The sequence below is a fragment of the Arthrobacter sp. 05N429 genome (assembly GCF_056397045.1).
This window is the reverse complement of the sequence record NZ_JBFTMQ010000001.1, coordinates 443,607-456,625: the sequence shown is the minus strand read 5'-3', so window position 1 is coordinate 456,625 and position 13,019 is coordinate 443,607. Positions and strand designations below refer to the sequence as shown.

The window sequence follows — 13,019 nt, the reverse complement described above, 5'->3', positions numbered from 1 at the left end:
GAGTTATTTGGTCAGGCTCGGCGCGAGGCTGGCGGCGAACGCGGGCAGCCATTCCCGCAGGCCGGGGCCGAGGTCTTCGCTGTCGCAGGCGAGCTGCACGCAGGCCTTGAGGTAGCTGAGCTTGTCGCCGGTGTCGTAGCGGCGGCCGCGGAAGACGACGCCGTACACGCCGTAGCCTTCGCCGTCGCCCGCCGCGAGTTCCTGGAGCGCGTCCGTCAGCTGGATTTCGCCGCCACGGCCGGGCTCGGTGCGTTCCAGGACCTCGAAGACTGCCGGGTGGAGGACGTAGCGGCCGATCACCGCGAGGTTGGACGGGGCGTCGTCGACGTCGGGCTTCTCCACGAGGTGATCGATGCGGACATACTCTTCACCCTCGACCGCCTGGATGTCGGCACAGCCGTAGGCGCTGATCTGGGACGGGTCCACCTCGATCAGGGCAACAACCGAGCCGCCGGTCTTGGCCTGGACTTCGATCATGGTGCTGAGCAGTTCATCGCGGGCGTCGATCAGGTCATCGCCCAGAAGGACGGCGAAGGGTTCGTAACCTACGTGCTGCTTGGCGCGGAGGACGGCGTGGCCCAGGCCCATCGGATCGCCCTGGCGCACGTAGTGGATGTCACCCAGGTTGCTGGCGGCCTGGATGGACTCGAGCTTGGCCGTGTCACCCTTGTCCTCGAGGGTGGCTTCCAGCGCGGGGACGCGGTCGAAGTGGTCCTCCAGCGCGCGCTTGTTGCGTCCGGTGATCATCAGGATGTCGTTCAAGCCCACGCTGACGGCTTCCTCGACGACATATTGGATGGCCGGCTTGTCCACGACGGGCAGCATTTCCTTCGGCATGGCCTTGGTGGCCGGAAGGAACCTGGTGCCGAGGCCGGCTGCGGGAATGACGGCCTTGCGGACGGGAGCGTTGAGTGTAGTCACTCGACTAATCTAACGGAGGGACCAAACATTGCGTAATCATTCGAGCCGCCGGAGAACCTCCTCTTCCCGGCTGCATCACGCGGAGGGACGGGGCGTCATGGCGTCGAAGGAAGAGATCCGGGCCGGCCACCGGGCCAGGCGCGGCGCGCTGACGAACACCGGCCGGTCGAGCGCCGGGGCGGACATCGCCCGGCACGGCCTGGCATGGGCAACAGGCCTGACCGGCGGCCGCCCGGGCACCTTTGCCGCCTATCTGGGCGTGGGTTCGGAGCCGCCGACGCTTCCCCTGCTGACGGCGCTGCATGAGGCAGGGCACAGGCTCCTGCTCCCGGTCTGCGAACCCGGCCTGGAGCTGAGCTGGGTGTACTGGACGCCGGCCTCCGAATCGGTCCGGAGCCGCTATGCGCCGATCCAGGAGCCCGCGGGGGAACGCCACGGCACGGCGGTCATGCTGCACGCGCACGGCATCTTCCTGCCTGCCACCGCCGTCGATTTTTCCGGGAACCGGGTCGGTCAAGGCGGCGGGTACTACGACAAGTTCCTGGCGGCGCTGACGGCCGTCCTGCCATCCCGGGCCGGGTCGTCCGACGGCGGGTTGTTGCCGCCCCTGCCGACAGCAGCGGTCGTCTTCGACAGCGAGGTGCTTCCGGCCGGCAGCATCCCGGCGGAGTCCTTCGACCGGAAGGTGGCCGCCGCACTGACCCCGGGCGGCTTGCTCCTGCTGCAGCCATAGCGCATGAGGGGCCGCGCGGCCGGGGTGATAGAATTAGCACTCAGGCCCTGCGACTGCTAAGGAACGGATTCCGCCGGAGACATCCCGGCAGTAATCCGGACCGGACAGCACGGGACCTGCTCGTTTGTCCCAGAGGAGGATTTCCAGTGCCCACGTATGCATACGCCTGCAAGGACTGCAGCCACGCCTTCGAGATCGTGCAGTCGTTCACCGACAGCTCCCTCACGTCCTGCCCCGAGTGCCAGGGCACGCTCCGCAAGAAGTTCAACAGCGTGGGCGTCGTCTTCAAGGGCTCCGGTTTCTACCGGACCGACTCACGCGACACCAAGGGCAGCACGGTGTCCCCGGCTCCTGCCCCGGCCCCGGCCGCAACTCCGGCGCCCGCCGCGGCTTCCGCAAGCTAGGTATTGCCCGCACGGTTGCGGGCCCGCAACGGCTTCCCGCCTGACCGCGGAATTTCTTGGCTGTTTCTCCACATAGCCCAAACTGCGCCCGCCCGGTGTTCCCGCCGATGCGTAGGATCGCGCCATGGCCACCTTTGCGCGTTCTGTCCCGGCCGCCGGCAACTTCCCGGCGGAAATCCTTCGTGCCCTCCTTCGCGGTGCCTTGCGCCCCTCGCTTCCCGGGTTCGGCGCCCGTTCCGTTGGGCGCAGTTCCGGCGGCCCGAACTCCGGGAGTCCGCCGCGGGGCCGGAGACCCGCTGGCCGGCCGTTCCGCCGCCTGGTCCGCTGGCTGGAGCGCAACCGGCGGCTGGCTGTGGCACTGCTGCTGTGCATCGCGGCGGGCATCACCGTGCAGCAGCTCACGCCGGCCCCGGCCTTCACGGTCTCCGCCTTCGCCGCTGCTAGGGACCTGCCGTCCGGGGAGGTACTCGGCCCGGAAGACCTGACCCTCCTGAGCGTTCCGCGGGACCTGGTGCCGGCGGGCAGCTATGGCGGCAACGTTTCCCCGCACGGCAAGCAGCTTGCCGTGGCGCTCCGGAAGGGCCAGCTGCTGTCCGATTCGCAACTTCTTGGTCCCGGCCTGCTGGCAGGAAGCCCTCCGGGAACTGCCGCCGTACCGCTCCGGATGGCCGATCCCGCATCAATCCAGCTGCTCTCCCCCGGACAACTCGTCAATGTGGTCATGACAACCGGCGACAACTTTGACCAGACGGCCGCGTCCCAGGTGCTGGCTGCGGCCGTGCCGGTGCTTTGGACCTCCGGGCACGGCAGCGAGGCAGGCCAGTGGCTGGCTGCCGGGGAAACGGAGGGCCTCATGGTCGTAGCTGCCGACGCCGAAGAGGCACGCCGGCTCGCCGGCGCTTCCACGCAGGGGAAGCTGTTCTTTGTCCTTGTGGGGGCCGTACCGGGCTAGCGGGGCATAGCGGCCCCAGCCCGTCCGGAACACCGCCGGGGACGCTGCCCGAGGTTCGGCCCGGGTTCGTCCCTTAGCCCCAGTGCGGAGGCTTCTGCTCCTGGAGCCAGGAGTCGTGGTCGTAGCCGCCCTGCTCGTCCCCCCAGCGCCTCGGATCGTCTTCGGAGGCTTTGTTCGGCAGCACACCGGCAGGGACGGTCGCCGGTGCGGCCGGCTGCGAAAGGTTGTCCCGGCCGCGGTCCCGGATTTCCCCGCTGTTCTTGATCTCTCCGTCGTTCCGGGATTCGCCACTGTTTCGGGTATCGCCGTCTGCAGTCATGCCGCCGGCCTCCTTACTGCCCTGATCTGTTCTGTAATGTTGTGCGCCGTCCGGCCACCCGGACGGCGGCCGCTCCTCCGCGGCCTGCGCTTCGTTCACGGCCAGGTTCTCGACGTCGTCGTCAAAGAATCCCGGCGAGGCCTGCTTCCGGTGCGTTACGGCCGGTTTCTCCAGGCCAAGGTACCCGCCGATGCGGTCGGCGCAGGCCGAAGGATCGGTGAAGACCTCTATGGTCCATAGTGGCATGTAACGCCAGCCAAGTCGCTCCAGGAGCTGCGGACGCAGCCTGCTGCGTTCGCGGACAGTCAGCCGGCGGTACTGCTCGGTGCCGTCGGATTCAATCGCCACAGGCCGGGGAATTTCCGCGTCGTCCTGTCCGAGGGTGCTCAGCGGGTCGGCTGCGGCCACCATGTTCAGGGCGCCGTCGTACTGGTGCCAGACCCGGGCGCCCCGGGCGCGGAGCCGGTCGCCGAGGTCAGCCACGAGGGGGTCTGCCCCCAGGGCCTGTTCGCTGGCGGCGGCGCGCGACGCCGGGCTGCCAAGATCGGAGTTGCCGGCGATTTCCCGGTCCAGGAGTTCGTAGAAGTCCACTGCTCCGTGGCTCAACCTGGTCACGTCGAGATCCTCGGGCCGGAAGCAGCTCAGCACGTGCAGGGACCGGCGCGCCCGTGTCATGGCGAGGGCGAACCTGGCCCGTCCGCCGTCCGCGGACAGCGGACCGAGGCTGTGGAGCGCACGCCCGTGCGGGGTGCGGCCATAGCCCGGTGAGAAGATCACGTGATCGCGGACCAGGCCCTGGGCGCGTTCCAGGTCCACCACCCGGAAGGATTCGTCCCCGGCCGTGAAGAAGCCGGCCAGCAGCGGATGGTTGGGCAGCTGCAGCCGGATGGACTCGCCGATCCGGGCAGCGTGCCGGAGGCTGCCGGTGACAACGGCCAGCGAAGTCCGCGGCCGCAGGCGGGCGTGTTCGAAAACAAGTTCCACCGCACGGTTCACCTCGGCCACGACGGATTCAACGCCGTCGTGGTCCGCGCTGGGCAGTCCGGTGCCGTCCGGCAGGTACTCGACGGTCAGGGCGCGGTCCAGGCCGGTGGCGGACTGGCCTTCCGGCAACCGCCGCAGCCCGCTGTCGTAGAAGCCCTTGCTCAGCTGCCGCACGAGATCTTCGTCAACGGCACGGTAGACATTCCGAAGGTTCCAGACGGGCAAGACGGCGGCCAGCGCCTTGTATGCGCTCTCGACACCCTGATGGGAGCTTTCGCCGGCGGCGAGCCGCTCCACACTCACGGTGAAGGTCCGCGGGCTGGCAATCCGGTCGTCACCAAAGGCAATGACCTGTTGGGCGCGGGCGAGGGCCGGCAGGACCGCCTGCAGCGACGTCGCCTCGGCATCAAGGATGACGACGGCGTCGAACCGCTGTGTCGCCGGCAAGACCGCTGTCAGGAGATAGGGGCTGACCGACCACACGGGGACCAGCATGGGCAGCAGTTCCGGGGCCTGCCCGGTCAACGCCGACAGGGTGACCCTGCCGTCCTTGAGCAGGCTGCGGAGCAGCTCCGCCTGGCGCGGGTGCTCAGCGATGGCGGTCCGCCAGCGTTCTGCAAGCTTCCAGCGCAGACGGGCCGCGCCGCTGGCGATGTGGGCGTTGTCCGCGAGACGGTACTCGGCCTCCAGCTGGCGCAGGGCGTCGCCGTCGGACATGGCCAGGTAGTCATCCCCGCTGATCATGGCTTCCAGCGCGGACTGCCACCAGGCGAGCTCAAGCTCCGCAGCCACGGATCCGGCCGGAACTTCGCGCTCGGCAAGGTCGGCGAGAAGTTCGCCGAGGCCATGCTCGCGCATGTTCTCCACCAGGAGCGTCCGCTCCGGCAGGGTCTCCAGCGTCCCGGTGTCGGCAACCAGCCGCTCCAGGCGCTCCATGAGTTGCCCATAGGGCGTGTTGTGCAGCTCGCCGCCCGCCGCTGTGTGCCTCACGGCCTGGCCCAATTCGGCCAGTTCTGCTTCCAGTTCGCGGTACAGGCCGATGATCTCCGCCAGGCCGGAGGGGACCGCCGGATGGCGCTGCGTCGTGGCGTAGTCGGACCACGCGGCCCGCTGTTCCTGGACGAGGACGAGGGAGCTGTGCAGGTCGGCGATGTGGACGCCCGGGCGGACATACTCCTTAGCGACCCGCCGCAGGCGGGAGCGCTGCATGGATGGCATCTCGATGTTCCGTTCGCGGCGCCAGGACGAGGCTGCGGTGGCGGAGATGAGGTCGTGGACCGGACGGTCGAAGATATCCGGGGTGAACTTGTCGAGGCTTTCGCGCACCGCGACAAGGAGCTCAACCTGGTCGCCCCATTCGGCGAACGTGCTGCCAAGTCGGATCTCGGCATGGTCGGCGACGCCGTTCATGAGTTCCCGCAGCTCGGGAAGCTTCCGCGCCACGGATTGGGCTACCTGCTGGGCTTCCTGGGTTTCCTTGCGGGTCAGGAGGCGGGCGCCGTGCCAGGGGCTCGTCGTCGACGCCCGGCTGAAGCTTCCCAGTTCGGCCGCGCGGCGTAGCCGCCCGGCCAGTTCCTCCCGGTCCCGGATGTTGTCCAGCACACTGCGCTTGAGCCGTACGGTGGTGGCCGGCGCTGGCTGAATGGACGTCAGCTCGGCCAGCGACTGCATGGCCTCATACGGTGAGCAGCCCCACCGCTGGCGGACGTTGTGCAGTGAGGCGACGTGGTCCCGCAGGGCGTGGCGGTGCTCGATCAGGGTGGTGTGCAGGTTGCTGAGCTGGGGCTCGAGGGACTTCTCGTTGCGCACGATCGCCCGGACCAGCTGGCCCTTCAGCTGCAGCGGCGTTGCGTTGCCGGCGAGCTGGAACAGGGCAGAGTCCAACCCCAGCGTGTCCAGCTCGGCGGAGATCTCGCCCAGGCTGGCGCGCCGGTCCCCCAGCACCAGGACGGTCTTGCCCTGATCGACGAGGGCCCCGATGGTATTGATGGCCGTCTGGGTCTGGCCGGTGCCGGGCGGGCTGCTGACCACGAGCGAGTCCCCCGCGCGGACGGCGTCGACGACGTACTGCTGGTCCGTGTCGGCGTCGAGCAGGAGCAGTTCATCAGCCGGGTCGCGCTCGTCGGTGGTGGGGAAGCGCCCGGTCTTGAGCTCAGGAACTTCCACCGCTCCGCCGGCGGCAGCGCGGCCCAGCGCCGTCACGAGGGGATGGTTCCCGTTGATCCACGGGTCGTCGAGGCTCCCGGACAGGTCGGCGAAGGTGGAGACCAGAAGGTTGTGTTCGACGTCGGCGCCGTGGATCGGCTGGATGAGGGTGCCAAGGCGGTCGAGGACAGGCTGCGGATCAAACCGGGCCGTGCTGTAAGCCATGCGGGTGACGGCGTTGACGTCGAAGACGATCCCGTGGATGGTTTTCAGGTGCCGGATCAGCGCAGGGTTGATCTTGGCCTGTTCGGTCAGCTGCAGTTCGTAGTCATCCTCGCCCGGCCGGACCGTCAGGGAGATGGCGGTCAGCATGACGGGGGCGGAAACGCGCTGGGGTTTGCCTCCGACGGCGGAGGTCCAGACGACCGTGCCCGCGGAGAAGTACCCCGCGTCGATGCCGCGGTCGTTGGCCAGTTCGAAAATCTTGGAGCGCAGGTTACGGGAGGCCCGCGCGGCGACGACGTACTGCTGGTGGTCACGGATCAGGGTGGAGAGCCGGGTGCGCCGGCCGGCCATCAGCTGCGCCAGGCCGGACGGATGGGCGTGGGTCAGGTCGATGGAGCCTTCAGGCGTCTTGGTGAAGCGCAGCATGGTGTCCGCTCCGGTGACGGGTTTGAGCCCCGACAGCCATTTCCTGAGCTCCTCGGAGCCCTCGGGGTGGCCTTGACCAACTGACACTGCTGCCTTCTTTTCTGTGCTCGCGTTTACTCTGCTCACGTTTTCCGTGCTCGCGCGGGACGTCCTGGACCATACCGGCATGCTTTCGAGGGTAGCCCGAATCCGGCGCCGGTGAGGCTCCGCAACACTGGCGGGACGCAAATTCGGGCCGAATTTGCCGGAACGCCATCCTCCGCCCAAAGCGGCCGCACGGATCCGTGCCGGGCGGCCCGGCCGGACGTGAAGTGGCCAGATGTGAAATGGCCGGCCTCCCACGGAGACCGGCCATTTCACACGCCCTTTACCGGGCTATTCCCATTCGATGGTTCCCGGCGGCTTGCTCGTCACGTCGAGCACCACGCGGTTCACGCCGTCCACCTCGTTGGTAATGCGGTTGGAGATCCTGGCCAGCAGGTCGTAGGGCAGCCGCGACCAGTCCGCCGTCATGGCGTCTTCGGAGGAGACCGGGCGCAGCACGATCGGGTGGCCATAAGTCCGGCCATCACCCTGGACACCGACGCTGCGGACATCGGCCAGCAGCACAACCGGCATCTGCCAGACCTCGTTGTCGAGCCCGGCGGCGGTCAGTTCCGCCCGCGCGATGGCGTCGGCCTTGCGCAGCAGGTCCAGCCGCTCCTTGGTGACTTCGCCGACGATCCGGATGCCGAGGCCCGGCCCGGGGAACGGCTGTCGCCCCACGATTTCCTGCGGCAGGCCCAACTGGGCGCCGACGGCGCGGACCTCGTCCTTGAACAGGGCGCGCAGCGGTTCGACGAGTTCGAACTGCAGGTCTTCCGGCAGGCCGCCCACGTTGTGGTGGCTCTTGATGTTCGCGGCACCTTCGCCGCCGCCGGATTCGACGACGTCGGGGTACAGCGTGCCCTGGACGAGGAACTTGATCTTCTCGCCGTGCGCGGCCGCCTCGGCGATGATCGCCAGTTCGGCTTCCTCGAAGGCGCGGATGAATTCGCGGCCGATGATCTTGCGCTTGGTCTCCGGGTCGCTGACACCGGCGAGGGCGGCCTGGAAGCGTTCCTGCTCGTTGGCGACGTAGAGCTTGACGCCGGTCGCGGCCACGAAGTCGCGTTCGACCTGTTCGGCCTCGCCTTCGCGCAGCAGCCCGTGGTCCACGAACACACAGGTCAACTGGTCGCCGACGGCGCGCTGGACCAGGGCGGCGGCGACGGCGGAATCCACGCCGCCGGACAGGCCGCAGATGACCCGGGCGTCGCCGATCTGTTCGCGGATCCGGTCGACCTGCTCCTCGAGGATGTTGCCGGTAGTCCAGTTCGGCTCCAGCTTGGCGCCCTTGAACAGGAAGTTTTCGAGGACCTGCTGGCCGTACGCCGAGTGCTTCACTTCGGGGTGCCACTGCACTCCGTAGAGGCCCTTCTCTTCGTTGGCGAAGGCGGCGACGTCGGCGCCCGCCGTCGTCGCGAGGACTTCAAAGCCTTCCGGAGCTTCGTGCACGGAGTCGCCGTGGCTCATCCAAGTGCTCTGGTGCTGGGGCATGCCCGCCAGGATGGAGCGGCCCTCACCGATGGTGGTGGTCTCGGTGGCACCGTACTCGCGGAGCCCGGTCTGGGCGACCTTGCCGCCGAGGGCGTTGGCCATGGCCTGGAAGCCGTAGCAGATGCCGAAGACCGGGATCCCGGCCTCGAAGAGGTCCGCTCCGACGCTGGGCGCGCCTTCGGCGTAAACGCTGGCGGGGCCGCCGGAGAGGATGATGGCGGCGGGATTCTTGGCCAGGAGCTGCTCGGTGCTGTAGGTATGCGGAACCACTTCCGAATACACGTTCGCTTCCCGGACGCGGCGGGCGATCAGCTGCGCGTACTGGGCACCGTAGTCAACAACCAGCACGGGCTTGTGGGACGTCTGGGATGCAGTGGGAGTAGTCACCGTACAAGCCTACTTTGCGGCGCCGCCGGCCCGCACATTGAGAAGCCGGTCCAGGCCCGGAAACGGCCGCCGGGTAAGCGAACTCACACGAAAGCCCGACGGCGGGCGGCCGGCCACTGCGCCGCGGGCCGGGGGTTTCAGTAGCGCTGCGGGGCCTGCGGGTTGGCGGCCAGTTCGGCCTCCACCTCGGCGTGGAATTTCTTCTCCACGAAGAAGGACAGGAACGGCACTACGCCTCCGAGCGCCAGGATGATCATCTTCATGAAGGGCCAGCGCATCAGCGACCACAGGCGGAAGTTGGACATGAGGTACACGACGTACATCCAGCCGTGCACGATCAGCACTGCCACGGAGAGGTTCACGCCGCCGATAACTCCGGGCGGTTCGGCGTCGGCGAATCCGAAGCCGAACGGCTCGCCGGTGACGGCGTTGGTGCCGCCCACGAAAAGGTACTGTCCGAACGCGTACCGGGCGATCAGCTCGGCGCAGAGCAGAAGCAGCATGGTGCCGGTCATGTACGCGAGCACCTTGTAGAACTTCAGCGCAGAACGGATCTGGGCCTCGGTTCCGCCAAAGCGGCGCTTCTTACCGCCCGCGGTTCCCGTTGAGTTGGACTGCTGCGGCTGTACGGCCGGCTGTGGCTCGATCATGGTTGCACTTTCGTTTCGGTGGGGCGCGGTTCGGTGGGGTCGGGGTTGGGGACGGGTTGCGCCGCAGCGTCCTGCTCCTCGTCGAGGGCGTCCTCGAGTCCGCGGCGGTAGTCGTCCTTCACCAGGCGCCACCAGATGAACAGCGCGAACCCGGCAAACACCACCCACTCGGCGGCGTAGAAGAGGTTGAGCCAGTTGATCTTTCCGGCAGGAGGCTGCGGCCCGATGTTCAGCGGCTTCACCTCTCCGCCGGACGCGGCCGCACCGACTTCGCTGCCGGCGGAGACTTCGGAAGCCGCCGCGACAAAGCCGGGATAGCTGCTGATGTCCCAGATGTTGATGAGTTCCGCGACGGACACGGCGCTGGCCCGCCCGGAGCCGGCGTCGGTCCCCGGCAGCGGGGCTTCGGACGGCAGCAGCCGTCCGGTCAGTTCAATGACGCCCGACGGCGGCGCGGCGGCGTCCGCGGGGTCGGCAACCCAGCCTCGGGCGACCGGGATCCAGGTCTGGGGCGAGGCGCCGGCTCCGGTCAGCACGGGGGCGTCCGTCACGGCCAGGGCCGACACGATCCAGTAGCCCGAGACACCGCCGTTCAGCCGGCCCGGGACCAGGACCTGCTTCTGCGGATCGTAGCTTCCGGTCGCGGTGACGACCTGGTCTGCGACCGAACCGGGGAAGAAGTCCCCGGGCTGGAGCGCCGTGGTGAGCGGTTTGGGGTTCTCCGTCGTGGTGGAGACCGTCACTTCCGGCTGGGTCGAGCGGCCGAACTGCCACTGGCTGAGCAGCACAAACACCCCTGAAACGACGATCGCGAACACCAGTCCGGCGATCCAGCGGGGTTTGAGGGCAGTTTTCAGCACCCCTTAACCGTACTTCGTCGGCGTGTAGAACAACGAAACGGGGCGAAAGAGTGGGGCAGCCCTCACAGCTTTTTAGTGGTCGAAGAAGACCAGGCTGGAGTTGATGAGTTCCGCGATCACTTCGGGGTCGTAGGCCCGGCGGAGGGATTCGCGGAATGATTCCTTCGACAATGACCGGGCGAGGGTGGCCAGCACTTCGAGGTGCTCGGAAAACGAGCTGGCAGGCGTCGCGATCAGGAGGACCACTGTTGCGGGCCCGTCGGTAGCGCCGAAATCGAGCGCCTTGCCGTATTTGGTGATGCCGACGGCGATGGACGTCCTGGAGACGAATTCGCTGCGTGCATGCGGCAGGCCGATGCCGCCGGGCAGGCCCGTGGCCAGCTGGTGCTCACGGGCGTTGACGTGTTGCAGGAAGCCGGGGAGATCCGAAATGCGGCCGGCGGCATGCATCCGTTCCGCCAGTTGGGAGGCGGCATCAAGCTTGTCGGTGGCGTCCATCTCGAGGATCACCATGTCGGGGGTGGTGAGCTCGGCGTCGTACCGGTCCAGTGGTTCCGCCAAGTGGTATCCCTTCGAAGTGGCGTCAGTGCGCCGGCAGCCTCGGGGTCGAGGCTGCCGGCGGACGCTGCCGGTCAGCGCAGCGGAACGATGTCCTCGACGCCCAGTCGTGCTGCGTCCGCAGATTCGTCGTCCGGCTGCTCCTGGCTGAGCCGTTCGGCGTCGACCCTGGCCAGGTAGTGCTTGATCTCGCCCTCGCGCTGGGCATCGCTCCAGCCGAGGACTTCTCCCATCAGTTTAGCGACTACCGGTGCGGCGGACACACCGCGGTCCCAGGCCTCGATCGAAATCCTGGTCCGGCGGGTCAGGACATCCTGCACGTGGCGGGCGCCCTCATGGGTGGCGGCGTACACGGCCTCGGCGGCGAGGTAATCGTCCGCGCCCGGCAGGGGCTCGCCCAGTTCCGGGTTCTCGGTTATGAGGGCCAGCACTTCCGGGGCCATGGAGCCGTAGCGGTTGAGCAGGTGCTCGATCCGCGCCACGTGGACGCCGGTCTCCTCGGCCATCCGGTTGCGTTTGTTCCACGCGGCCTTGAATCCGCTGGCGCCGAGCAGCGGAATGGATTCCGTGCAGCTGGGCGGGACCCGTTCGTCCATGCTGCGGGTCGCTTCGTCGACGGCGTCCTTGGCCATGACCCGGTAGGTGGTCCATTTGCCGCCGGCCACCACGACGAGCCCGGGCACCGGGTGGGCCACGACATGTTCGCGGGACAGCTTGGCCGTGGAGTCGTTTTCGCCGGCGAGCAGCGGCCGGAGCCCGGCGTAGACCCCCTCGACATCCTCGCGGGTCAGCGGGCGTTTCAGGACTTTGTTCACATGTTCGAGGATGTAGTCGATGTCCTTGCTGGACGCGGCCGGGTGGGCCTTGTCGAGGTGCCAGTCGGTGTCGGTGGTGCCGATGATCCAGTGCCGGCCCCAGGGAATGACGAAGAGGACGGACTTTTCGGTCCGCAGGATCAGTCCGACGGTCGATTGGAACCGGTCCCGGGGCACCACGAGGTGGATGCCCTTCGAGGCCCGCACCTTGAGCTGGCCGCGGTCGGTCACCATGGCCTGGGTTTCGTCCGTCCAGACGCCGGTGGCGTTGATGACCTGCTTGGCCTTGATGTTGAAGGTGGAGCCGTCCTCATGGTTGACCACCTTCGCACCGACTACGCGTTCGCCTTCCCGGAGGAAAGAGACCACGGACATCTGGTTCACCGCGTGGGCGCCATAGTACGCGGCGGTGCGGACCAGGTTGGCGCAGTACTTGGCATCGTCGACCTGGCCGTCGTAGTACCGGATGGACCCGACGAACGCGTCATCCTTGAGGCTGGGTGCAGCGCGCAGCGTCCCCCGGCGGCTCAGGTGCTTGTGGAACGGCACGCCGCGGCGCTGGCCGGTGGAGATGGACATGGCGTCGTACAACGCGATGCCGGCGCCCACGTACGGCCGTTCGAGGAACGGTTTGGTGAGCGGGTAGAGGAACGGGACGGGCCGGGCCAGATGCGGGGCGAGTGCAGATAGGATCAACCCGCGCTCGTGCAGCGCCTCTTTGACGAGGGCGAAGTCGAGCATTTCCAGGTAGCGGAGGCCGCCGTGGATAAGCTTCGAGGAGCGGGAGGACGTGCCAGCGGCCCAGTCGTTGGCCTCGACGATGCCGACGCTCAGGCCGCGCGTGACGGCGTCCAGGGCGGCGCCCGTGCCGACGATTCCGCCGCCGACGATCAGAATGTCGAGTTCCTTGCCGGGGTCCGTGGTGCCCCTGAGTACCGCGAGTGACGCTTCGCGTTCCGCAGGCCCAAGGGCACCGCCGGCCTTGGGAGAACCGCCGGGAAAACTGTTCATTTCACGCCTCCATCCGGATCAAAGCTCGTAGTGCACCACACTACTTCCAAC

At 67.9% G+C, this 13,019-nt stretch carries 10 protein-coding genes; 3 read left to right on the top strand and 7 right to left on the bottom strand.

Annotation, left to right across the window (positions count from 1 at the left end):
* Positions 1-3: 3 nt before the first annotated feature.
* On the bottom strand, positions 4-921 hold the full coding sequence (gene galU / locus AC1DF4_RS02220; protein ID WP_476911342.1) for a UTP--glucose-1-phosphate uridylyltransferase GalU: 918 nt from the start codon (positions 919-921) through the stop codon (positions 4-6).
* A gap of 97 nt (positions 922-1,018) precedes the next feature.
* Here galU and AC1DF4_RS02215 point away from each other — a divergent pair, with 97 nt between their 5' ends.
* From AC1DF4_RS02215 to AC1DF4_RS02205, 3 genes are all read left to right on the top strand, one after another.
* The gene (locus tag AC1DF4_RS02215; RefSeq protein ID WP_476911341.1) at positions 1,019-1,654 is read left to right on the top strand and encodes a 5-formyltetrahydrofolate cyclo-ligase; all 636 of its coding nucleotides are present in this window, start codon (positions 1,019-1,021) and stop codon (positions 1,652-1,654) included.
* Between the two features lie 146 nt (positions 1,655-1,800).
* On the top strand, positions 1,801-2,058 hold the full coding sequence (locus AC1DF4_RS02210) for an FmdB family zinc ribbon protein (RefSeq protein ID WP_476911340.1): 258 nt from the start codon (positions 1,801-1,803) through the stop codon (positions 2,056-2,058).
* 124 nt (positions 2,059-2,182) lie between these two features.
* On the top strand, positions 2,183-3,010 hold the full coding sequence (locus tag AC1DF4_RS02205; protein WP_476911339.1) for an RcpC/CpaB family pilus assembly protein: 828 nt from the start codon (positions 2,183-2,185) through the stop codon (positions 3,008-3,010).
* 73 nt (positions 3,011-3,083) lie between these two features.
* Here AC1DF4_RS02205 and AC1DF4_RS02200 read toward each other — a convergent pair whose 3' ends face one another.
* From AC1DF4_RS02200 to AC1DF4_RS02175, 6 genes are all read right to left on the bottom strand, one after another.
* The gene (locus AC1DF4_RS02200) at positions 3,084-7,196 is read right to left on the bottom strand and encodes an AAA family ATPase (protein ID WP_476911338.1); all 4,113 of its coding nucleotides are present in this window, start codon (positions 7,194-7,196) and stop codon (positions 3,084-3,086) included.
* 288 nt (positions 7,197-7,484) lie between these two features.
* The gene (gene guaA / locus AC1DF4_RS02195; RefSeq protein ID WP_476911337.1) at positions 7,485-9,074 is read right to left on the bottom strand and encodes a glutamine-hydrolyzing GMP synthase; all 1,590 of its coding nucleotides are present in this window, start codon (positions 9,072-9,074) and stop codon (positions 7,485-7,487) included.
* A gap of 137 nt (positions 9,075-9,211) precedes the next feature.
* Positions 9,212-9,724 (bottom strand): DUF3817 domain-containing protein, encoded by a 513-nt coding sequence (locus AC1DF4_RS02190; RefSeq protein WP_476911336.1) that lies wholly within the window; start codon positions 9,722-9,724, stop codon positions 9,212-9,214.
* Positions 9,721-10,584: an SURF1 family protein gene (locus AC1DF4_RS02185; protein ID WP_476911335.1), complete on the bottom strand. Its 864-nt coding sequence runs from the start codon at positions 10,582-10,584 to the stop codon at positions 9,721-9,723. The genes AC1DF4_RS02190 and AC1DF4_RS02185 overlap by 4 nt, the downstream gene beginning before the upstream one ends.
* A gap of 72 nt (positions 10,585-10,656) precedes the next feature.
* On the bottom strand, positions 10,657-11,145 hold the full coding sequence (locus AC1DF4_RS02180; RefSeq protein ID WP_476911334.1) for a PTS sugar transporter subunit IIA: 489 nt from the start codon (positions 11,143-11,145) through the stop codon (positions 10,657-10,659).
* 71 nt (positions 11,146-11,216) lie between these two features.
* Positions 11,217-12,968 carry a glycerol-3-phosphate dehydrogenase/oxidase gene (locus AC1DF4_RS02175; RefSeq protein WP_476911333.1) on the bottom strand — a complete coding sequence of 584 codons (1,752 nt, stop codon included), beginning with the start codon at positions 12,966-12,968 and terminating at the stop codon, positions 11,217-11,219.
* Positions 12,969-13,019 lie beyond the last annotated feature (51 nt).